16 protein-coding genes and 1 pseudogene are annotated in these 22474 nt (G+C 69.8%); 8 read left to right on the top strand and 9 right to left on the bottom strand.

The window, feature by feature from the left end; genetic code table 11:
* Window positions 1-3: 3 nt before the first annotated feature.
* Complete coding sequence (locus WMF46_RS08515) at window positions 4-654, bottom strand: hypothetical protein (protein ID WP_437985160.1); 651 nt, start codon at window positions 652-654, stop codon at window positions 4-6.
* Between the two features lie 238 nt (window positions 655-892).
* Here WMF46_RS08515 and WMF46_RS08510 point away from each other — a divergent pair, with 238 nt between their 5' ends.
* Entirely contained in the window at window positions 893-2551 is a 1659-nt protein-coding gene (locus WMF46_RS08510) for a sigma 54-interacting transcriptional regulator (RefSeq protein ID WP_437985159.1), read from the top strand.
* Window positions 2552-3045: 494 nt separating this feature from the next.
* The gene (locus tag WMF46_RS08505; protein ID WP_437985158.1) at window positions 3046-3783 is read left to right on the top strand and encodes a hypothetical protein; all 738 of its coding nucleotides are present in this window, start codon (window positions 3046-3048) and stop codon (window positions 3781-3783) included.
* Between the two features lie 451 nt (window positions 3784-4234).
* Here the strand turns inward: WMF46_RS08505 and WMF46_RS08500 are convergent, their stop codons facing one another.
* Window positions 4235-4399 carry a hypothetical protein gene (locus WMF46_RS08500; protein ID WP_437985157.1) on the bottom strand — a complete coding sequence of 55 codons (165 nt, stop codon included), beginning with the start codon at window positions 4397-4399 and terminating at the stop codon, window positions 4235-4237.
* A 394-nt stretch (window positions 4400-4793) separates the two neighbouring features.
* On the opposite strand from WMF46_RS08500, the gene WMF46_RS08495 reads away from it, so the two are divergent.
* Window positions 4794-6206 (top strand): spondin domain-containing protein, encoded by a 1413-nt coding sequence (locus WMF46_RS08495; RefSeq protein ID WP_437985156.1) that lies wholly within the window; start codon window positions 4794-4796, stop codon window positions 6204-6206.
* Window positions 6207-6751: 545 nt separating this feature from the next.
* On the opposite strand, the gene WMF46_RS08490 is transcribed toward WMF46_RS08495, so the two are convergent.
* The 5 genes from WMF46_RS08490 to WMF46_RS08470 form a co-directional block, all read right to left on the bottom strand.
* Entirely contained in the window at window positions 6752-8062 is a 1311-nt protein-coding gene (locus WMF46_RS08490) for a serpin family protein (RefSeq protein WP_437985155.1), read from the bottom strand.
* Window positions 8063-8313: 251 nt separating this feature from the next.
* Entirely contained in the window at window positions 8314-9054 is a 741-nt protein-coding gene (locus WMF46_RS08485) for a tetratricopeptide repeat protein (protein ID WP_437985154.1), read from the bottom strand.
* Window positions 9051-11309 (bottom strand): 5'-nucleotidase C-terminal domain-containing protein, encoded by a 2259-nt coding sequence (locus WMF46_RS08480; protein WP_437985153.1) that lies wholly within the window; start codon window positions 11307-11309, stop codon window positions 9051-9053. Before WMF46_RS08480 ends, WMF46_RS08485 begins: the two co-directional genes overlap by 4 nt.
* Window positions 11310-11631: 322 nt before the next feature.
* Window positions 11632-12666: a DUF2278 family protein gene (locus WMF46_RS08475; protein ID WP_437985152.1), complete on the bottom strand. Its 1035-nt coding sequence runs from the start codon at window positions 12664-12666 to the stop codon at window positions 11632-11634.
* A 687-nt stretch (window positions 12667-13353) separates the two neighbouring features.
* Window positions 13354-14292 (bottom strand): LysR substrate-binding domain-containing protein, encoded by a 939-nt coding sequence (locus WMF46_RS08470; RefSeq protein WP_437985151.1) that lies wholly within the window; start codon window positions 14290-14292, stop codon window positions 13354-13356.
* A 173-nt stretch (window positions 14293-14465) separates the two neighbouring features.
* On the opposite strand from WMF46_RS08470, the gene WMF46_RS08465 reads away from it, so the two are divergent.
* Window positions 14466-15326, top strand: coding sequence for an NmrA family NAD(P)-binding protein (locus tag WMF46_RS08465; protein WP_437985150.1), 861 nt, complete (start codon window positions 14466-14468; stop codon window positions 15324-15326).
* Between the two features lie 142 nt (window positions 15327-15468).
* On the opposite strand, the gene WMF46_RS08460 is transcribed toward WMF46_RS08465, so the two are convergent.
* Window positions 15469-15840, bottom strand: a complete 372-nt coding sequence (locus tag WMF46_RS08460) for a VOC family protein (protein WP_437985149.1) — start codon at window positions 15838-15840, stop codon at window positions 15469-15471.
* A 20-nt stretch (window positions 15841-15860) separates the two neighbouring features.
* Here WMF46_RS08460 and WMF46_RS08455 point away from each other — a divergent pair.
* A pseudogene (locus tag WMF46_RS08455) lies at window positions 15861-16967 on the top strand (P-loop NTPase fold protein); the annotation flags it as partial.
* Window positions 16968-17163: 196 nt separating this feature from the next.
* Window positions 17164-18231 (top strand): P-loop NTPase fold protein, encoded by a 1068-nt coding sequence (locus tag WMF46_RS08450; RefSeq protein ID WP_437985148.1) that lies wholly within the window; start codon window positions 17164-17166, stop codon window positions 18229-18231.
* A 126-nt stretch (window positions 18232-18357) separates the two neighbouring features.
* Here WMF46_RS08450 and WMF46_RS08445 read toward each other — a convergent pair whose 3' ends face one another.
* On the bottom strand, window positions 18358-18858 hold the full coding sequence (locus WMF46_RS08445) for a hypothetical protein (RefSeq protein WP_437985147.1): 501 nt from the start codon (window positions 18856-18858) through the stop codon (window positions 18358-18360).
* 390 nt (window positions 18859-19248) lie between these two features.
* On the opposite strand from WMF46_RS08445, the gene WMF46_RS08440 reads away from it, so the two are divergent.
* The gene (locus WMF46_RS08440) at window positions 19249-20646 is read left to right on the top strand and encodes a hypothetical protein (RefSeq protein ID WP_437985146.1); all 1398 of its coding nucleotides are present in this window, start codon (window positions 19249-19251) and stop codon (window positions 20644-20646) included.
* Window positions 20643-22454 (top strand): prolipoprotein diacylglyceryl transferase, encoded by a 1812-nt coding sequence (locus WMF46_RS08435; protein ID WP_437985145.1) that lies wholly within the window; start codon window positions 20643-20645, stop codon window positions 22452-22454. Before WMF46_RS08440 ends, WMF46_RS08435 begins: the two co-directional genes overlap by 4 nt.
* The last annotated feature ends 20 nt before the right edge of the window (window positions 22455-22474 follow it).

Here is a 22474-nt window from a genome sequence, read left to right as displayed (position 1 = left end):
GGCTCAGGGCTTTAAGGGCGGCGTCTGCTGATGATGGTTGACGCACCCGGTGATCGCGAACGTGCAGCCCGGAGCCCAGCTCTGGTTCGCCACATCGACAAACGCCGCGAGCGAGCTCGCCTGACGGGCTCCGACCGAGATCGTCGCCGTATCAGCTCGGCCAGCCGGCTGATAGGCCCCCGGCAGCAACCAGTACTCGACGTTGGAGGTGTCCGCGAGGCCGCGGACGGAGAACGCGAGCCCCAGCACCTTCTGCATCTGGAGCACCTCGATGATCCTCCCGTCCGGATCGAGCTGCCGCGGCGCGCTCGGGTAAAAGGTCGGCGGCGGCAGCTTGGAAGCGACCGGGAGCCGGGTCCAGGCAACGCCGTTGTAGGTCGCGCCGTGGCGATACAGGTCGGTCTGCGCCCAGACATAGGATGACCCCGGCCGCCACAGGTCCTTCACGCTCGCCTGCCAGTCTGCGAGCGACCAGCCCGCCATCGACGCGGGCGGCGGACGGAGCACGAACTGGTTCTGCGGCTTGCGATAAAGCAGCCAGCGCTGAAGCTGCCCCAGGCCGCGTTCGACGGTGTAGGCGTAGCCGATCACCTCTCGAGAGGTTGGATCGACGACCTTGACGGCACCCATTTCAAGCTGACCTTTGATGAGCATTCTGCTTCTCCTCCGGTGGGAAGACGGCGCGACGCGCCGGGCGGGGCAAGGAGACCTTCGAGGCAGTCGAGCGCCTCGACGCCGGACAGCTCCGACGCGCGCCGATGGTGCCCCATCGGTCGGCGTTGGTCCCTCGCGTCGAGATGCCAGCAACCCGTGTGCCATGACGAACACGCGTGGGGTGCAGGAGCGCGGCCGCCTTGCAACCGCGCCATGGGGATGCCTACCATGTGCGCCCATGGGATCGGGCGCGAAAACGGCCCTCGGCGGGACCACGCTGGGCGATCAAGGGGGTTCCAGCGCGGTGGCCCTCACCGCGACGACGCCGGCCCTCACGATCCTGTACCATCCTCGCCTCGAGCGCGTCGGCGAGCGCGCGTCGCTGGGCGAGCTCGCCGCGGGCGGGGCCGCCTCGGTGTCGCGGGTAGCGCCTGCATTCGCGGCAAAGGGGCAGTCGCCCGGATCGCCGCTCGATGACGGCCACCTGAGCCGGCGGCCTCTCCGCCTGTCGGCCGCGCGCGGTGACGGCATCCGACTCGAGATCGGCGACAGCGGTACGGCGGTCGTTGCAGAGGGCCGTCGGGTCCGCGAGAGCATCGTCTTCTCCGCGGCGCAGGTGAAGCGGGGTGTCGTGCTGGAGCTCTCCCGCCGCGTGGTGCTGCTGCTCCACCGCACGGGCGGGCTCCACCCGATGCAGCAAGAGGCGACGTCCGAGGACGAGGTCCGGGAGCTCGTGGGCGAGAGCGACGGGCTCCGGCGCGTGCTCTGGGACATCCAGAGCGTGGCCGATCTCGACCTCCCCGTGCTGCTCCGCGGCGAGACGGGGGTCGGCAAGGAGCTCGTGGCGCGCGCCGTCCACGCGGCGAGCCGCCGCAAGAGCCAGCCCTTCGTCGCGGTGAACCTCGGCGCCATCGCCCCGAGCCTCGCGATCGCGGAGCTCTTCGGCGCCGAGAAGGGCGCCTTCACGGGCGCTGATCGCCGGCAGGCGGGATATTTCGCGCGAGCCCACGGCGGGACGCTGTTCCTCGACGAGATCGGCGAGGCGCCGACGGAGCTCCAGGTGGCGCTCTTGCGCACGCTCGAGACGGGGGAGATCCAGCCCGTGGGCGCGCAGGAGGCGCGGAAGGTGAACGTTAGGGTCATCGCGGCGACCGACGCGAACCTGGAGGCGAAGGTCGCGAACGGAACCTTTCGAGCGCCGCTCTTGAACCGGCTGTCGTCGTACGAGATCTTGATTCCGCCGCTGCGCGAGCGCCGGGAAGACATCGGGCGCTTGCTGGTGCGGTTCTTCCGGGAGGAGCTCGAGCGGATCGGCGAGGCGCACCGGCTGGAGCCGGTGGCGGCGGATGCCACGCCGTGGCTGCCGGCCTCGGTCGTGGCCCGGCTCGCCGCGCACGACTGGCCTGGCAACATCCGGCAGCTGCGCAACGTGGTGCGTCAGCTCGTCATCGGCAGCCGCCGACAGGAGCGCCTCGCGGTGGGCCCCGCGGTGGAGCGGCTGCTCGGGGAGGCCGCACCGGGTGGGGAGACGGGCATCAAGGAAGAGCCGCCTCCCAGCGCGCCGCAACGGCGCGCGCCTGCGGAGGAGATCGCCCTGCCCTCTCCTCCAGGGCCCGGGCGGAAGCCGGCCGAGGTGCCGGAGGCCGAGGTCGCGGAGGCGCTCCGCGCGAGCCGGTGGGATCTGACAGCTGCCGCGGCGCGGCTTCAGATCTCACGGCCGTCGCTGTACCTGGTGCTCGAGCGCTATCCCCGGTTCCGGACGGCGCGGGATCTCACGGCCGAGGAGATCCGCGCGTGCTACGCGGCGTGCGGCGGGGACGTGGAGCGCATGGTCGAGCAGCTGGAGGTCTCGGAGCGGGCGCTGCGGCGGAGGCTGCGAGAGCTGCGGCTCGGGTAACGGCGCGGCGCCTCCGGTAGAAGCCCGTCGGAGGCGAAGCGCCGCTGACGTGTCGCAATGACGTGTCAAGATCGGACCTGACATGTCAGGTTCCGAAGCGCGAACGCGCGGACCGAGCGCCTCGCCGCCAAGCTCGCGTTGAGGAGCCGGATGCGAGCGAGGGCACGGGGGGCGAGAGGGTGGCAGAGGCGTGTCCTGATGGCCGAGCGGCGCGTCCTAACGGCGCGGGAGCGTGCTCAGAGCCCTTGCCTCCCATAAGGAGGTACTCACTCCCGCTCGTCCGACTTCTCTTCGAGGAATGAGCGGAACGCGTCTGGCATGGGCGCTGCAATATACCATACCCGTCGGCTCGCACTCTCCGGAGCACCGCTGCGGCGTGCCCTCGCGAGAGCTGCAATCGGCGTCTCAGTTGCTTACACCCCCCGCGCCGACGAGGATCGCTGACGGCAGAGAGCCTCGCATCGAGCGCATCGATATCCATGAAGGAGTTGCTCATGAAAAGGTTCTTGCTCTGTGTTCTGCCCGCTCTCACAAGCCTCATGATCGCCTGCGAGGCGCCGTCCTCGACCGAGCTTGAAGGCGTTGAGTCGACGACCGCCGGCTCCCCGACCTCCATTCGTGCGTCGGCGAGCACGCACGATGCGCTCCGCATCGCCTCCTGGTCCGTTTCCGGCACCGGCGACGCGCGAACCTTCGCTGCGCTGGACGACGCCGAGGCGCCGGTAGCGACCCTCACGATCCAGCCCGAAAACCTCGAGGAAGACGCCAAGCTGCTCGTGGAGGTCGACATGCAGGCCACCCGCGAGACGCTCACCTTGACAGCTGACGGCGTCGTCACCAGCGGCGGCTCGGCGCGCGCTGTCGCGCTTGCGAACGCGCTCTACGGGGATCTGAAGGCATTCTCGGCGTCGAAGGCGGCGCGCCCGCCGGAGCCTCCGACGTCTGCGGATGGCGAGCAGATCGGCGCCGCGAGCGAGGCCTTGACGTACCTTTGCAATAATACAATCTCTCCGGGGAATTGGGTCCGCTGCGGAACTGTGTTCCTCGGCGAGTCAAGGATCTGCATCACGAACAATACCGACTGGTTCGGGACCGCGTACTTGGACTGGTTCAAGCAGAGCGTCGGCGTCTATGCGCACGACCAAACCTGCTTCCGTCGCTGGTTCTGGGGCGCCGACGTTTCCGTGTACAACAACTCGGCGTCGGGCGTCGCCCTCACCGTCAGCCACTGACGCGCGCCGCGCGCGCACACAGGACCACGCCCTCGGTGCACCCGTCCACTCAAGGACGTCTGGTGACTGCTCGTCGGCACGCGGGATGCGAACCGCACCCTGCGTGCCGGATGGGAGCCGCTGGCCTTGACCCAGCCCTCTATGCCAACGTGAGAGGATAGCCCGCGCAAAGCCATTCGGACCTCTCAAGAATTTCCCGCCAACGACCGGCAGTTGACATAACGTACAAAAAGTACGAGCCACTCATCCGCCTACAAAATCAACAGCTCCAACGAGCTCACTCGGCTGTGTAATATTGTCTACACCACGCTGGAGGAGCCACGCCGCTCCCCGCGCCAGCATTGGGGATGCGCTCTCGCCGCGCTCGGCGGGTCTCCCCGCCGGCTTCCGGGGAGCACGCCCCTCAGGCTCCGCCAAGGCGCTCATCGCTCGCTGCCCGATCTGGAAGTCTTCAGATCCATCTCTTCGACCGCCGCTCCGCCCAATCGCCGCGGCGAATGAAGGACATCGTCGCGGTCGACCGGATCAGATCTGCGGGGGTGGACTCGAAGCAGATATCCGCGAGCTCCGCGACTGGCCCAGGGTCCACCACGCACCACATTCGTTCGATCTTCATGCCGTCTCCTCCTTCTGCTCAGACGGAAGCGCCTCGAACATTACCTCGAAGAAACACCGCGGGGCTGCAATCCTCGGCAGCAACGGTCGATAGCCGACTCGAAGGGGCGATCTCTCGTTGAGGTCGCGCCGGAGACCGCCGGCAGCGCTGAAAAATTCCTCCCGAGCGCGATCGAACAGGCGCGCGCGAAAACCGCGAAACCGACCTGCCCTCCGTCGCGTAGCACCGTCGAACGACGCGCCACGAGCCATCGCTGGTGGAGGCGGGCGCCATGCGGGCCCGCGGTCGCTCCGATCTCAGGGGTGTGCCGGAGGACCGATCGCCGCCACGCGGCTCGCCGCGGCGGAGGCGATCCAGGTCGCGTCATCTCAATCACCGCTTCTGGAGGATGCTTATGAAGATTCGGAATCGCGCGCTGTCGGCTCTGCCCCTCGTCCTCACCCTCGCCGCCGCTTGCGGCGACGGCGAAGGCGGCGATACCACCGGCGCCGGTGGCATGGGCGGGGGAGGCGAGAGCGGGCCCGGCGGCGGGGACGCGGCCACGAGCTTCGACGTGACCCTCGAGAACGTGACGCCCGCGCGGGATTACCGGGTGGCCAGCGTGTTCAACACGCCCGTGGGCGAGAGCATGCCCGGGCCGCTCTTCCCCGAGAAGAGCTTCGAATTCCGCGTCGGCGCCCTGCCGGGCGACAGGCTGTCGTTCACGACCATGTTCGGGCAGTCGAACGATCTGTTCTATGCGCCCGATGGCGCCGGGATCTCACTCTACGACGATTCGGGCAAGCCGGTGAGCGGGGACGTGACCGACCAGGTCCTGCTGTGGGACGCGGGCACCGAGGCCAACGAGGAGCCGGGCGCCGGGCCGAACCAGGCGCCCCGGCAGAGCGGCGCGAACACGGGCGCTCCGGACCCCGACAACACAGTGCGGCTGGTCCAGGATGACTATACCTACCCGGCGGTCGAGGAGGTCATCCAGGTGACGGTGACGCCGGAGCCGGGCAATGAGTTCACGATCCGGATCACCAACATGTCGGAGGTGGGGACGCTGATGCCCGAGGGCGGGGAGCCGGCCGCCGTGCCGCTGTCGCCGGGGCTCTTCGTGGTCCACACGATGGACAACCCGCTGTTCACGGTCGGGCAGGCGTACCCCGACAACGGGCTGGAGGCGCAGGCCGAGGACGGGAACCCGATGATGCTGCACGAGGGGGCCATTCCCCGCGCGGGGCTGACCTCGCCGGTGGCGCCGGGCGTCGCGGTGGTGCACGGGTCCGGAGCGCCCCTGTTCAAGACGGGCGAGGCGGACCGGGGCAAGGGCCTCGAAATGCTGGCCGAGGACGGGAATCCGACCACGCTCGCGGGGTCGCTGGAGGCCGAGGTCGGGGGCGAGAGCGGGATCTCGTCGGTGCTGGTCTACAACACGCCCGTAAACGCCTCGACGCCGGGGCCGCTGCTGCCCGGCGCGAAGTTCAGCTTCACGGTGACCGCGCGGCCCGGCGAGCGGCTGAGCTTCGCGTCGATGCTGGGGCAATCGAACGATCTGTTCTTCGGGCCGAGCGATGCGGGGATCGCGCTGTTCGACGCGAGCGGCGAGCCGGTGAGCGGCGATGTCTCCGACCAGGTCACGATCTGGGACGCGGGCACCGAGGCCAACCAGTGGCCCGGCGTGGGCCCCGACCAGGCGCCGCGCCAGGCCGGGCCGCAGATGGGCGCCGACGATCCCAAGGACCAGGTGCGCAACGTCGATGACGGCTATCTGTATCCTGCGTCGAACCAGCTGCTGAAGGTGACCATCACCCCGGCGCGGTAGCGGGGGCGCGAGCGGCAGCGCTGGCCGCTGGACCACGGCCCGGGGGCGCCTGACGGCCGCGCGGGGCGTCTCCACCCAGCACTGCCATGGTGGCGCCTCCTCGGGGCCCTGCCGCCTACGGAGGAGCCTGCCGGTGCTGGATGGCGTGCTCGGCCTCCATCGTGTACCGGCGGCTCTCGGCCTCGTCGGGATCGAGCCCGAGCTCACCATAACGATAGGCCATCGCCAGCGCCTGGAGCGCCGCGGGGCGCTCCCAGAGGCCGTGTTGGTCGCGAGGCTCGCCGGGGGGAAGGCGCCCGAGCCGCCGGTGCCTTCGAGGGCTGATCGCGGTAGGCAGAGGACAATGACAGCGGCCGGAGATAGCCAGAATGCAAGGCACTCTGCGGAAGCTTCCGCCCTAAGACTCTACTATCAGGCATTCTTCGAGCTGCTCCCCCTGCTGGCACGAGATGCGGACAACGCCGCAATCGGGGTGGAACAGCTGGACGACATCGACTTAGGGCTTGACATCTCCGAAACGTTTGGACTTCCTTCTCCCCCGATCGTCAGCGCGCCGTCGGGTCGTTGACGCGTCCCGCGAAGAGGATCGCCTGCGTCGACGCGTCGCGGATGAAGAAGAAGAACGGGCGGTCCAGGACGATCGCCGCAGGCACGGCCGGGAGACCCGAGCCCGTGGAATTGAGAATGACCCCGGTCGACCCCGCTGCCTCGGTCCCGGCCTCGTCCACGTCGATCCTCGCCGCGTGAATGACCTCATGGATCCAGAGCTTTACGCGCGCGACGATGCCCGTGAAGTCGGCCTCGTCGCCGAAGGCGCCCTCCATGCCGAGATCCATGAGCGCTCCCTTGAGAGAGGTGGACGTGCCGAACGAGAACTTCGGCATCGTGACGTCGACCGGCTGCTCGTAGGTCGAGTCGATGATCGCCTCGAGCGCCGCGCCGTCGAGCGACTCCTCGAACGCGTCCATGGTCCCCTTGGCGGGCAGCACGAGGAACATCGAGACGGCGGACCCCGCATACGGGATCCCCACCGCTTCCCAGCCGTCGCCGGCGCCGTAGCTCCCCTGGTGCCTGCCGTTCATCATCTGGGCGGTGGCGCTCGAGCCGTCGCCGCGCAGGAACGTCCCCGACTGCGTCGCGTCCTTCACGAACGCCGTCTTCCACTCGGCGTGGAAGTAGACGGCGTTGACGAGCACGGCCACCGTTTCCGGCGTCACGTCTTCATCGAGGAGCTTCGGGATCCTGCCCTCCGTCCGGTAGCTCACCCACGCGTTGATGAGCCCCTCTGCCTCCTTCGTGGCGGTGAAGAAGTCCGCGAGCCGCACGTGCGCGCCATAGCTCTCGCCGAGCACATTCAAGAACGGCTTCTCGAGGGGGACATCGATCTGCGCCCAGATCGCGTTGGCCGTGTGGAGCCGGAAGCCGCCTTCCTCGGCGTGTTTCTGGAGCTGGAGGTCCACGTGGTTGAACGCCGGATGCAACCGCTCCTGGGGGAGCTCGAATCGCATCGCCGCGGCCATCTCCTGCTCCGTCGTTGTCCGCGCGCCCGCGTACGTCATCGCGAGCGCCGTCGAGATGCTGAAAGGCGCGTAGACGACGTTCGTCGTTGAGCTGTGGAGCGCGCGGCCGAGGTCGAGCGCGAAGCTCGCGTTATTGCGCGAGAGCGACCCCCGATCCTCCGCCGAGACGTCCGGATTCTCGATCCGCGTCACGTCTGAGGGCACCACGCAGCCGGGCTTCACCTCGAAGCACTCGACGGGCGCCTCGACCGAGCCGCCCCCACCCTGGCCCGAGCCGCCCCCTCCCGCGTTCCCGCCCCGGCCCGAGCTGCACCCCACCAGGGCTGACAAGCCCATGGCCGTCAACAACGTCGCTGTTCGCATGACGCCGGGTCTAAGCAGGCTGCGTGCCAGAGCGCCTCCGCGCGGAGATCACGTCGTCGCGCCTCGAGGTGTGCCATGTGCAGCCGATCCATCAGACCAGATTGTGCCACAATGAACCGAACGGCAGCGCTGGCCGCTGGACCACGGCCCGGAGGTGCCTGACGGCCGCGCGGAGCGCCTCCGCACAGCACTGCAATCGTGGCGCCTCCTCGGGGCCCTGCCGCCTACGGAGGAGCCTGCCGGTGCTGGATGGCGTGCTCGGCCTCCATCGTGTACCGGCGGCTCTCGGCCTCGTCTGGCTCGAGCCCCAGCTCACCATAACGATAGGCCATCGCCAGCGCCTGGAGCGCCGCGGGGTGCTCCCGCTCGCCAGCGCTCTCGTAGAGCTCGACGGCTCTTCTGTCATTCCTCGGCACGCCGGCGCCCGCGCGGTACGCATTGGCGAGCAGGAACATCGCGTCCGGCGACCCTCCGCGCGCCGCGATCTCGAACCAGCGCGCAGCCTCCGCGGGGTCGGCCGTCACGCCATCGCCGTTCTGGCTCATCACGCCGAGGAAATACGCGGCGCTCGGGTGCTGCGAGGGGGCGGCTCGCAGCAGCCAGGCGCGGGCGCGCGCCGCGTCCTTTGGGACCGACGGAAGCCCCTTCAGGTAGATCCTTCCGAGCGAGACCTGCGCCTCGACGTCCCCCTGCTCGGCCGCCCGCGCGAGTGAATCCATCCCGGCGAGGACCTCCCCGGGATCCGCGAGCGTGAGCAGGCGAAAGCCGAGCGCCCGCGCCTCCATGCCGCTCGGGGGCGGCGCCCCAGGACGCGACGGCAGCAAGGGCGCCGCGGCGGCCGTGAGGCGGTCCGCCTCGGGACGATCGCCCTCGCGCAGCCCTCCAAGGGACAGGGCGGCGGCGCCGCCCAGCACGAGGGCGCCGCCGGCCAGCACAACGAGCCGCACGGCAGGCGGGACGCTCACCGGCTCAGATCGATGGAGTAGACCGAGAGCATCTTGCCGCTGCCGTCATCCTGCGCGACGAGCGAGAGGTTGGTCAGCCCGGCGGCCTCCGCCTTCGGGAGCGCGTTCTGCGCCGAGGTGAAGGTCACGGGCCCCGCCGTCGTGACCCGGGCGAAGCGCCAGCTGCGGGCAGAGCCGTTCTGAGCCCGCGTGAGGTTCTCGACCTTCTTGATGTACAGGATGAGCACGTCGCGGTTCGTGTCCGGCGCGGCGTAGATCGTCTTCGAGCCGTCGAGGCCAGGGAAGCTGCCGCCGCCGCTCGCGCGGTAGTTGTTCGTGGCCACGATGAACTCCGCGGCCAGATCCATGGGCTCGCCGTTCCACTGGAGGTCCTTGATCCGGCCGCTGGCCTTCATCCCCGTGGGCGGGAGCGGCTGCGTCACGTCGATCTCGTACGTGATCCTGCTGTCCGTGAAGATGTCGAAGTTGTATCCGGGCATCGCGCTGTTGATGAGCGGCTGCGGCTCCGTCTTGCTCGGATCGATCTGATTGAAGCGCGTCGCGGCCCTCTCCAGCCAGTCGAGGATATCGGCGCCGGTGACCTTCACCGCCTGGACCGTGTTCGCGTACAGGTAGAGATCGGCCGCGTTGTTGATCGCGATGCTCCCCGCCGGCACGTCGGTGTAGTCGTTGCCACCCTGAAAGCCGGACTTGAACGGCGCGCTCACCGAGAGCACGGGGAGCGACGCGTACTGCGGCAGGTTCTCCGCGATGTAGCGGGCAACGTAGTCGGCCTGGGCCTGATTGACGATCTGGATCGCGCTGGCGTCCCCGACGTCGGCGAACATCGATGACATCGCGAAATCGCTCGTGCCGATGGGCGTCTTGACGTAGGCGACCGTCGCCTGGTGCTCGGCGTCGAGCAGCGGCACGAAGGAAGCGTCGGCCGCGACGAGGACCTTCGTCTTGTCCGGCTGCGCGTCGCAGAGCGTCGCGAACGCGCAGGACGCCCCCGTGCGCCAGCGCTCCATCGCATCACACGCCTCGGGGAGCCCACCCTTGCAGGTCGTGGCGATCGGCCGGGCCTCGACGACCGTCTTCGCCTTGTCGACCGTCCAGCCCTCTCCGTCGTGGGTGAGCCCCAGCTTGATGACACCGAGGTGCTGGCCCCAGAAGTTCGCCATGACCGCGGGGAGGCCGGCGACCGTGCCCGCGTCCTTGTCGACCTCCGGCAGGCTGAACTGCGCCACGGTGCTGCTCGGGTTGGGGAAGATCTGGTGCGAGTGGCCCATGAGCATCGCGTCGATGCCGGGCACCTGGGCGAGGTGCCACGCCTGGTTCTCGAGGGTGGGCGTATACGGCGAGTCGTCGAGGCCGCCGTGAATAATGGCGACGACCAGCTCGGCCCCCCTGGCGCGGAGATCGTCCACCAGCGGGGCCGCGACCTCCTTCACCCCCTTCGTGAAGACCTTGCCGTCGAGCCATTTCTTGTCCCAGCTCAGGATCGTCGGCGGCGTGACGTCGATGAAGCCGACCTTGACCGTGCTCTCGATGGCGCCGCCGCCCGGCGCCGTCGCGGAGATGGTCTTCTCGACGAGGACGGTCTTCGGGAAGAGCGTCTCGCTCGTCTTCAGGCTGAAGACGTTGGAGTTCACCAGCGGGAACCGAGGGCCCTCGCAGCCCGCCGATGCAGCGAGATCGAGCCCGTCGACGTCGAACGGGGTGTGGGTCACCTGCGACAGAAAGGCGAGGCCGAAGTTGAACTCGTGATTGCCGATCCCGCCGACGTCGAACCCCAGGTGGTTCATCGCCTTGTACATGGCCAGCGTCTCACCGCACGCGATCGGCTCGACGAGCGCCTGATAGTCGGCGAGGACGGTGCCCTGGATCGTGTCTCCGTTATCGATCAGGAGAGTGTTCGCGAACTCGCCTCGCGCCTGGTTGATCAGGGTCGCGGTGCGCTCGAGGCCGATCGATGGCTCAGCGACCAGCTTGAAGTAATCGAAGCCGAGGATGTTGGTATGGAGATCGGTGGTCTCGAGCAGCGCGAGGTCGGCCGTGGCGCCGCTCGGCGTCGCGGGCGCCCCACCCTCCCCGCCTCCGCCCTGGTCGCCTCCGCCCCCGCCGCCTCCCCCCTGGTCGCCTCCCCCCTTGCCGCCTCCTCCCTCGCCGCCTGAGCCTGCGGAGCTGGAGGAGCTTGAGGTGCTCGAGGAGGAGCTGGAGGTCGATGCGCCTGTGCCGCTCTGGTCATCGCCGCACGCGGTCAGCGCGGTCATGGCCAGAATCAACGAGGAAATCGACGCTACCCGTCCGACTCGACCTGTCATCGTGAACACCTTTCCGAGCGCCGCTTCGGCCGATGCCTCTCCGCGCGCAACCACCCATATCGAGTCGAGGCGGCCGAGTTTTCGCACCGATGCGCGCTCGGATCAAGGGCTACGATGAGCTGCTCGGCATGTCAACCGCACCGGAGAGGCGATGCGGCGGAAGAACGCTTGAACGGCGCGCCGTCGACCTTCCGCGCGCCGTTGCGTCAATCCTATGTACGGCTGGTAACGGTCTCGTTAACGCTCGCCGCGCGCGAAGGACGGCGTGGCATCAAAACACGATCGTCCAACCTGGATTGCTCACTTGCTGCTTCGTATAGGACACGCCGTCGACCTTCAGCCCTTCCGCGTTGAGCAGCGTGATGAGCCCGCCCTTGTTGGAGAGGACCATCGGAGCCTGGACGACGACCGTCGTCAGCCCACCGGGCTGAAGCTCTCCGGTGAGCGCCATCTTCGATTTGGCCTTGTCGGCCAGCGACCAGCCAGCGAGGTTGATCTTCCGGTTCGACGTATTCACCAGTGTAACGGTCTCCCGTTCGGGCGTACGCGTGTCGTTCACGAGGGCGGCGACGATCCGCACGATCCCGTCGGGCTGCTCCACCGTGGGGAGCCCGCCGCCTCCACCGGCCACGTCCGACGGCGGTCCGGAGACCGGGACGTCGAGCGTGTGCCCTGTCTGGTCGTCGGTGTGCCACGCCTGCGTCTGAAACTTGAGGAAGATCGCGGCCCACTGGTCCCCACGCGGGAAGTGGATGAGGAGGCCGCCGTCCTGCCAGACACCATCATCCTTCTTGAAGCGGGCGTCGTTGCCCTGGTTCATGTGGATATCGTGGATGCCGTTGCCGGGCAGGAAGCCGAAGATCTTGTCCTTCTTCCCGTTCTCGGGGCCCCAGCGCTCCCCGAAGGCGTACAGAATCGCCGTCTCGTCGGCCATCGCCCGCTGCACGTAGTGATCGAGCTTCTCGTTGAGGTCGTTGTCAGGGCCTGGGGCGGAGAATGGCAGCGGGACGAACTCCGTCCGATCCACGAGGTTCCCCCGGATGAGGTCGAGCCCGCCCCCGCCCGGCTTGCTCTCCAGCGGATGGAAGCCCGGCTTCAGCTCGTGGAGATCTTGAAGCAGCGGGTGCGCAAAATGTGACTTGACGACATATTCGACCTGGGAGCCGTCCTGCGACTGCACATTCACCGCGATGCGATAGTCTATCGTGTCGTCCACGATGTGGATCTGATAGTGCGGATTCGCTCCCGACGCGAAACGCCGATCGATCACTGTCCCCTTCAGTACGCCATAGCTCTTCAGCGGCATGTCGCCTCCCGCATCCATCGGCTGAGCACGGCCGGTGCCCGCCTGTGAGATTGCATCAAACCCCTACTTCACTCTTTCGAATGGTCATGGACCATCCGGCACGAATCAAACGCTGTCGCCATCAGGCTCCTTGCCCAGGGTCAGGAGCTGGACCTTCGAACAGCTTGGATGTCACCTTTCCCTCTTGGCGGGGTCTCGGCGGACGCCGACGGTGGGATTCTCGTGGCCTGGGCCTACTCCCCGCGATGCAAGACCCCACGCGCAACACGTGCCCCCCTTGGCGCCGGTGACCGGCGGGTGTTGAATGGAACGCGCGATAGCGCGCTCTTCGCCATTGCAGCCGCCTTTCTTTTCGAAGTCAAGACCGAGCTGACCGTGGACTCGCAAATTTCGCCGCCATGTCACGCAACGGTTTATTTGCGGAAAGCCAGCGGAAAGCCACGGAGCTGACGCTGGAACCCCATCTCTCTTGAGCGGCCAATGCCGAGCCGAGGTGCACGCTCTTTACAGGCACATCAAATTCATCATGGATTCGCTAGCGCTGCGCAAGGCGCGCTTCGAGCGGTGCGCGACCATCGGGTGGATTTTGGCCGCGACGGATCTCTCCGGGCCGTGATCGAGATCGGTCGGGCCGCTGTCGGTGCGTCCATGCCTCCCGGAACTTGCGCGCTCGCTCGCGGTGCTGAGCTACTCGCGGCGGCCGCGGCCGGCGCGGGCCGGGTCGGTCGCCGGCAGCTCCCCGAGGAGGTGGTCGATGCAGGTCCGGACGGCGGCCGTCAGGGCGCGATGCGCGCGATAGAGGAGGCTGACGCCGCCGGCCTCGGCCTCGTAGCCCTTGAGGACGCGGACGAGGCGCTTCGCGGCCACGTCCTCGGCGCAGAACACCTCCGGAAGCATCGCGATGCCCACGCCCGCGAGCGTCGCGCGGTAGGCGGCGGAGGACTCGCTCACATAGAAGCGGGGCTCGAAGGCGATCCGTCGTCTCCGGCGCCCCTGCCCGAGCGTCCACGTGGCCATTCCATCCGTCGCGTGCACCGCGATGCAATCGTGACGCGCGAGGTCCTCGACCCGGTGGGGAACGCCGCGCGCCTCGAGGTAATGCGGGCTCGCATACAGAAGCTTTCGCGTCGCCCGCCAGAGCTCTCGCGCCACGAAGTCGGTTGTGTCGTCCACGTGGCCCGGGACGATCGCGATGTCGAAGCCCCCGGCGAGGAGGTCGACCCGCCGCGAATCGATCTCGAGGTCGACCGACACGCGGGGGTGCTTCGCGAGATAGGTGCAGACGACGCTCGACACCGCGGCGCCGAGGGCGATCGGCGCCACGATCCGCACGCGTCCGCGCGGCTCACTCTGGAGCTCGCGGACGTGATGCGTGCCTCTCGTGAGGTCGTCGATCGCCCGCTCGGCGTGGCTGAAGTACGCGCGCCCGGCCTCGGTCAGGTCCAGCCGCCGGGTGGTTCGCTCGAGGAGCCGGACACCGAGCGCGGACTCGAGCCGCGCGATGCGCCGGCTCACCGTGGAGACCGGCACGCCGCGCTCGCGGGCTGCGGCCGAGAAGCTCCGCGTCCGGACGACGCGCACGAGGAGCGCGGCGTCGTTCAGGTCCAGATCGATTCGTGCGTCCACGGCAACAGTCCCTTCCCTCCAGGCACACTAATGCGCTCCGGCGGCCGGCGCTAGGCTCGATGACGTGAAGAAGCCCGTCGTCACCGGGCCACGCGGAGCACGGAGCGCCGCGCCCGCGTGATCCCTGGGATGACCGCGCAGGATCGCTGCCCCAAACGCAGCAGGAGGTTGTCATGATCATCGTCACTGGAGCCAACGGTCACCTCGGCCGAGCCATCATGGAGCGGCTCCTTCAGCGCGTGCCCGCCGCTCGGCTCGGCGTCAGCGTCCGCGACCCGGAGCAGGCCAGCGCGCTCGCCGAGCGCGGCGTCCGCGTACGCCGGGGGGTTTTCGACGACGCCGCGAGCCTGCGCCACGCATTCGAGGGCGCCTCGCATGTCCTGATCGTCTCCATCAACAGCACAGGTGAGGCCGCGGTGCGCCAGCATGAAGCCGCGCTCGAAGCGGCGCGCGCGGCAGGCGCCCGGCGCGTCCTCTACACGAGCCACATGGGCTCGAACCCGGCGTCCCGCTTCGAGCCCATGCGCGACCACGCGGCCACCGAGGCCTCGCTGCAAAGATCGGGGGGCGCATTCACCTCGCTTCGCAACGGGTTCTATGCGGCGTCCGCGCTCATGCTCCTCGAGCGGGCGCTCGAGACGGGCAAGCTCGTCGCGCCAGAGGACGGCCCGGTCTCGTGGACAGAGCACGGCGACCTGGCCGACGCGGCGGCGATCGCGCTGACCGACGAGGCGCGCCTCGACGGGTTGACACCGCCGCTCACCGCCGCCGCGGCCCTCGACCTCGCGGACATCGCGGCGATCGCCTCGGAGCTCATCGGGCGCTCGATCACGCGGGTGACCGTCAGCGGTCGAGCGTTCAGGGAAGACATGGTGTCTCACGGCGTCCCCGGACACCGTGCGGACCTGCTCCTGGGCATGTTCGCGGCGAGCCGAGAGCGCGAGTTCGCCGCGGTGGATCCGACCCTGGAGCGCCTGCTCGGCCGAGCGCCGATGTCCATGCGTCACTACCTGACGGCGCGCCTGTCACGCTGAGGCGCGCGGCGCACCTCGAAGAGCAGGTGGGCGCAGCGAAAGCCCCCGGAAAGGCGGCGCTGCATCGACAATGTTCGAGAGGCAAGCGCCGCCTCGCGGCGCTGCGCGGGGCCGATTGCGGATGAGGGTCCGGCGGTGGAGCTCAGCGCACCAGGGTGAAGAAGTTGAGCTTGTTGCCGTCCAGGTCGCGGAAATACCCTCCGTAGAAGCCCTGTCCACGCGGCCCCGGCGCGCCCTCGTCCTTGCCGCCCAGCTCCAGGGCCTTCCTGTGGAGCGCGTCCACCTTGGCCGGGCTATCGACGACGAGCGCGACCATCACCCCGTTGCCAACCGTGGCCGGCTGGCGGTCGAAGGGCAGGGCTACGGCGAGCGCAGGCACGTTCGGCTTCACCGCCCAGATGATCATCCGCTCGAGCTGCCAGAGCCGCGTCGCGCCCAGCTCGCCCAGCAAGGCGTCGTAGAAACGGGCGGCGCGCTCCAGATCGTTCGTGCCCAGCGTGACGTATCCGATCATCGATCTCTCCGTTCGTTGGAATGGTCCGTCTTCGTTGCAATGTCAGGGTCGGGTGCCCCGAGCGCCATGCCGACCTGCCTCGATCGCGCGTGGCACGTGCAAAGGCGACCCAAGCCGGCGGAGAGCCGTGTACCATGGCGACTGCCCGCGAGGTGCGGTTCCCGCGCTTCAGCGAGGTGATCGTGTTCTTCCACGATGTGGGAGCGGGGCGGCGATTGCAGGGCATCGCTCGCGCCACGTGGGCTGCGGCGTTCTCGCGGTTGATGGCCGAGCGCTACCCCCACGAGGGCTGGGCTGCCCACGCGGCGAGCGGTCCTACCGGGACGACGGCGGCCCCGCCGTCCGACGCGGCGGCGCTCGATCTGTTCGATCCGAGGCTGGAGGCCCAGGTGGTCCAGGCGCTGCAGGAGGCGTTTGCGCTGGCCGGCTCCCAGCAAGTGCTCCCGTCACACGTGCTCACCGCGGTGGTGAACCTGTCCGAGGAGGCAGGCTCTGCCGCCTTCAAGCGCTTCGCGCGCATGGCGCCGCTGGCCCGCCAGCGTCGGTCGCCGATCGCCTCCGATCAGACGATCGCTTCCGACGAGCCGATCGCCGGCGACGAGCCGGCGGTGGCGGGCGACGAGTCAGCGGTGCTCGTGCTCGACGCACGCGGGCTCGACGAGCAGCTGCGCCGCCAACTCGCATGGGCACAGCGCCCGCGCGCGGGCGAGACCACGCCGCACCCGGTGTGGGGCCGCGACCTCGTGACCGCGGCCCTGCTCTGCAGCAACGAGGCAGCCGCGACGCTGGAGAAGGCGGGCCGCTCGCTCGATGTGGTGCGCGACCTCTGGCATGCGTTTGTCTCGTCGGACGCCGAGCACCGATCGCGCGATGAATGGAATGGGTGGTGGCGGGCGGCGGGCGTGCCGCTGCCAGGGCCCCGACGCGCCGGCTACGCCACGGAGACCGACAGCGGCGACGACAAGCTCGGCATCGAAGCAGAGGCGCGGGCGTTCGCCCGGCTGATCCTCGACCGGGACGTGGAGGCGCCGCTCTCCATCGGCCTGCTCGGGGACTGGGGATCGGGCAAATCGTTCTTCATCGAGCAGATCAAGAAGCAGATCGCCGTGCTCAAGGGAGAGCGGCACCCCGAGCTTTACACGAAGCCCGTGGAGATCGAGTTCAACGCCTGGCACGCGTCGGACGCTCAACCAGCAGGCCACGCTCGATCCCCGGCGCAGGCTCGGCGCATTCCTGCAGGAGCGGGTCCAGTCGACACAGTACCGATCACAACAAGGCATCATCGCGCTCGTCCACAAGGATTTTCGCAAGCTGTCCACGTACATGAAGGACTTGCGGGAATCACAGCCACAGGAGGACGTCGGCGAGGGAGCTCGGGACGACATCGAGCCCTTCGACCGCATCGTGCTCTACGTCGACGACCTCGATCGCTGCCGTCCGGACCAGGTGGTGAACATGCTGGAGGCGATCCACCTGCTGCTCGCGCTCGACCTCTTTGTCGTCGTCGTGGCGGTGGACTCGCGCTGGCTCACCCGCGCCCTCGAGGTGCACTACCGGGATCTGCTGGTCGCCACCGACGGTCCGCTCCGCGCCTCCACGCCGCAGTGTTACCTCGAGAAGATCTTCCAGATCACCTATGCGCTGGGCCCGATGGATCCCCAGTACTTCGGCCAGTACGTGGCGTTCCTCGCCGGCGCCGGGGCCGAGAAGAGAAAGGTTACGCAGGGCGCCCCCCCGCAAGCCACCGGGGCGCCGCACACGGTGACCCAGCGTGCAGGCGCCGCTCCGGCAGCAACGCAGACAATCCACGCGGAGCCGAAGCGGGACGCGGCCGGGACACCGCGGGCGACGGTCGGCCCAGCGCCCCAGGCGCTGCCGGCCCACTCCGTGCGAATTGACAAAGGAGAGCAGGAGTTCATCTGCCGGCTGGTGCCGCTGCTGCCGACGCCGCGCATCGCCAAACGCCTGGTGAACGTCTATCGGGTGATCAAGGCCGGCAAGGACGCGGCGGCGCTCGAGCGGTTCGAGCGGGAGCGGCGGTCCGAGTCGTGCTTGCTCATGCTCGCCATCCTGTTCGGGCAGCCGGTCGTTGCCTCGGCTCTGCTCCGCGCGCTCCATGAAGGAACGGAGCCGTTCAACGACCGGGAGCAGTCTTTCGTGGAAGCCGTCAGAAAACGAAAGGCGCTCGACGGCGAACCCGCCTATGTGCAGGAGGAATGGGCGAGGCTGCACGCGACGCTCCAGGGCCTGAACGTGGCTGTCACCGTGGGGGAGTGCGCGCGGGAGCCGGCGGAGGTGGCGCGTTATTCGCTGGTGTCGGGTCACGACTGGCACACATGGGCGCGGCCGTCGCCCTCTCGATCTGGTACGAGCAGCGCGAAGGCACCTTGAGGTGCCGTGTCACGTCGCCGGCGGCCGCCAGCCCTGGCGACGGACGCGGGCGGCGCGCACGCTCGGAGGTGAAGGCGAGCGCATTCTTCTGATGGATCCTGCGCGGCCGCAGAGATGGCGGCCGCGTCAGCCCGCGACGGCGTGGGCGCTGCCGCGCCGCGCTCCCGTGATCACGAACACGATCCCCGAAAGGACGTACGGGCTCGCGATCACGAGCGCGTCGAAGGGCTGGTGAACCCGGGTGAGGGCATAGCTGGCGCCGCCGATCGCGAGGAGGCCGGTGATCCAGACGGCTTGGTTCCAGCTCCTGGTGGCGAGGCACAGACCTGCTCCAGCGCCCATGATCGAGACGAAGGCGCTCATCAGAGAGAGGTGTCGATAGCGAATCACCTCGGCGAGGTAGCCGACACCCGCGATCGCGAGCCCGACGACCACGAAGTAAAGCGTGATGCTGCCGAAGTGCCTGCCGACGTTCGGACCGAGCGCGAACGACAGCACGAGGACGAGGACCGCGCCGGCGTCGATGCCCGCGATCTCCGCGACCGCAACGCCGTCGGAGAACAGCGCGAAGTGCACGGCCCAGCGCAGGACGAAGAGGCCGAGCAGCAACCACAACCCCCGTCTCATCTCGGACGCTTTCATTCGACCTCCCGCTCTTACCACGGCGGCGGCAGGCCGGATGCACACGATTCTCTCCCGGAGCCCCCAGCGCGAGCAGTGTTCCAGGCGACATCACGCCCGCGCGGTGAGTGAACCGGCAGGCCGAGCGCGGCCGGTCGCGCCGGCGGGTCGAGCGCGGAGAACCCCCTTCCTGCGGGACGGACGCGAAGGCGGGAACACCGAGCACCGGCTCGCACACAGGGCTCCATCGGTCACCCGTGGATCACGGCGATCTTCGCGGGGAGATCTTTTGGTACCGTGGTCGCAGGCGCCTCGCCTGCCTGATGCGCGCTCGCTCGATCGAGCAGGGCGCACCGTGTCGGGCGTCGCGCGCCTGACGGGGTTCGAGGGAGGGGCATGGGAACCAAGGCCTTCATCGAGAGAGCGATATTCCGTGCTGTCGCGCTGCTGGCGCTCCCGGCGCTCGGCGCGTGCGGCGCGGAGACACCGCCGTACGACGACCTGCCGCTGCGCGACGCGCTGAGCGCCGCGCCGGAGGTCCTCGCCGCCTTGCCAGAAGAGGTCCTGCGCGACGTGGCGGTGCGGCTGGAGGAGGCGCACGGCGAGCAAGGGGACGAGACGGCGATCGACGGCGCGGAGATCGCGAGCGTCCCCGCGCTGGTCCGGAGCGCGGACGCGGCGCGGGGCGAGGTGGGAAAGGACGCGATCGTCCTCGGCGCGCTCGAGCCGTCCGAGGATGGGTTCGTGCTCCGCTCGGTCACGCCCGTCGCGGGGGGGCGCGGCGCCGAGGCGCCGCTCGATCGACCTGTGCCCACCCTCGCGGGGCCGCCGGCGTCGCCGGAGACCGCGCCGCTGGAGGACGCGGCGCTCGGCGGCCGGGCGGGCGAGATCCTGGCGGAGCTCGCGCGGCGCGCGGACGCGCAGGCCCTCGTCCGCGTCACCGGCCTGCCCGCGGGCGTCATCGCCCAGGATCACACGGTCTACGTCAACGCGGGGTGGCTCGTCGCGCTGAGCGCCCTCTCGCCCCAGGACGCGCCCGCGCTCCCCACCCCCTCGGGCGGCGCCGCGATGCCCGCGTGGCCCCGGAGCGAGCCGCGATCCGTGCGCTTCAACCCCTATCACCTCCCCTCGTCCGTCGCGGAGTGCGCCGCCGAGGTGCGGGACGTATGCACCTGCGCCGTGGCCGGGCAGTGCGAGCACGACCGCACCGACCCGGCGTTCGCGGACGCCCAGGCGGAGTGCTCCTGGGTCAACGCCGGGGCGCTGAACGCCGAGGCGCTCTGCATCCTCGCGCTGCTGAGCATCGAGGGGGTCAAGGCGTGCGTCCTCTCCGCGGGCAGCGGCGCGTGCGCCGCGCTGCCGATCGCGGGGCGCGACGGCGCGCTGGCGTTCGCCGGCGACGAGGGCTGCATGGCCGTGCTCGATCGCTGCCTCCAGTACGGCAGCCCGACGGTCCCGGCCGTCACCCCGAGCGCGCCGAGCGGCACGTCGAGCAGCGACAGCTGCGGCAGCTGCGGCGGCTGCGACAGCTGCAACGAGGACGTCGCGGGTTGCAACCAGAACTGCAGCGATTGCAACCAGAACTGCCACGACTGCAACCAGAACTGCCGCGACTGCAACCAGAACTGCAAGGACGGCGATCCCTCCACCGGCAGCAACTCGAGCTGCAAGCTGAGCGCCGGCCGGCGCGATCCCGGAGGCGGCCTCCCGCGCGCGCCCGTGCCCCTCGGCGCCGCGTTCTGGCTGCTCCTGCCGGCGGGTTACATGCTGCTGCACATCCGGAGGCGGCCGTGAACCGGGCGGTGATGCTCTGGCTCGAGCGCCACGGCCTGCCGCCGTGGCTCGCGCCGACCTACACCATGATGGTCGCCCTCGCCGGGCTCCTCGGGGCGGCGGCGTTCTTCTGGCTCGTTCGCCGGGATCGGGGGGATGTGGCCGTGGAGGGCCGGGCGCTCCTCTCGGGCTACGTCGCGGCGCTCCTGGGCGGCTACGTCTTCGAGGCGCTGCGCGCCGCGCCCGAGGCGCTCGCGGGAGGCTCGTGGGGTCCGGTGCTCCACGCCGGCCGCGCCGCGTACGGGGGCCTCATCGCCGGCGTCGCCGTGGCCGGCCTGGTCCTCTACCGCCGCGGCGCGGCGGTGCTCCCGTTCCTCGACCGGCTCGTGCCCGGGCTCGGGATCACCTACGCCTGCGTGCGCACCGGGTGCTTCCTCGCGGGGTGCGACTACGGCCGCGTCACCGGGGGCGCGCTGGGCGTCCGGTTCCCCGCCGGCAGCCCCGCGGCGGCGGACCACGCGGCGGCCGGCTGGGTGCCCCTCGGCGCGCCGAGCCTGCCCGTGCACCCCACGCAGCTCTACGAGGCGGCGCTCGGGGCGATGGCGAGCGCGCTCGCCGCCCTCTGGCTCGTCCGGGGGCACCGGGACGGGCGCGCGTTCGGGACATGGCTCGCGCTCTACGCGGCGGGGCGGTTCTTCATCGAGCTCCTCCGCGGGGACGCCGGGCGCGGCGTGTACGGGGGGCTCAGCACCGGCCAGCTCGTCTCGCTGGCGCTCCTGCTGGGGCTCGCGGCGGCCGTCGTGCTGGCGCGCCGGGCTCGCAGCGCGCGGCGCGCCGCCGCCGTGGCGCCCGCGCTGGTGGCGCTCGCCTCCCTGACCCTCGCCGCGGGCGAGGCCGCGGCCCAGCCGGCTCGCCCCGCGCCGCCCGCGCCAGCAAGGCCCGAGGCAGCGACACCCGCGGCCACGAGCTCCGCGCCGGCTCCGGCGCCTGCTCAGAGGCCGTCGCCAGCACCAGCGCCCCACCCGTACGCGCCGCCCCCCGCGGGCGGGTATCCCGCGCCCTACCCCTACCCGCCGCCCTCGGGCGGGTATCCCGCGCCCTACCCCTACCCGCCGCCCTCGGGCGGGTATCCCGTGCCCTACCCTTACCCGCCGCCCGCGGGCGGGTATCCCGCGCCCTACCCCTACCCGCCGCCGCCCGCAGGTGGCCCTCCCCCGGCCTACCCCTACTACCCGCCGCCGGCGGGCGGATACCCCGCGTCCCCCCCTCCCTCGCCGGCGGCTGCCGCGCAGCCGCAGAGGCGCACCCCGGATACGTCGCCGGAGCCCGCCGCGGAGCAGCCCGCGACGGGTCATCAGGCCGAGGCCAACGCGCGGCGGATGGCGCTCTCGCTCGGGATCTCCGGCTATTTCGTGCCGGGGCGCTTCGCGGTGAAGGACGGGATGTCCGTGGATCTCGACGTCCTCGCGCGCCTCCGTCTGAGCGAGACGCGCCGCTTCGAGGTCGGCGTCGAGCTACGGACCGTCTCGACCACCGACGTCAACCAGCTCGCGGTCGGCGTGCCGCTCCGGCTCGTGATGGGGGTCGGGTCGCACGTCGAGATGTCGGTCGGGATCACGCCGGGCTACCACCGCATCTTCTTCGACTCTCCCTACTTCGAGAGCGTGGGCGCCTTCGGCGCTCGCTTCGGGTGGGGGATCCAGTTCCCGATCACCTCGCACCTGTTCCTCGGCTTCTCGCCGCTGAGCTTCCTCGTGCTCGCCTCGGACGACGTGGACGCCCTCGTGGCGTACGAGCCCGGGCTCTGGGCCGGCGCAGGATTGCTGTGACAGCCGTCGCTGGACCTGCC

This window comes from Sorangium sp. So ce117 (assembly GCF_051524395.1).
GTDB lineage: Bacteria > Myxococcota_A > Polyangia > Polyangiales > Polyangiaceae > Sorangium > Sorangium cellulosum_B.
This window is presented reverse-complemented; position numbering and strand designations above follow the sequence as displayed.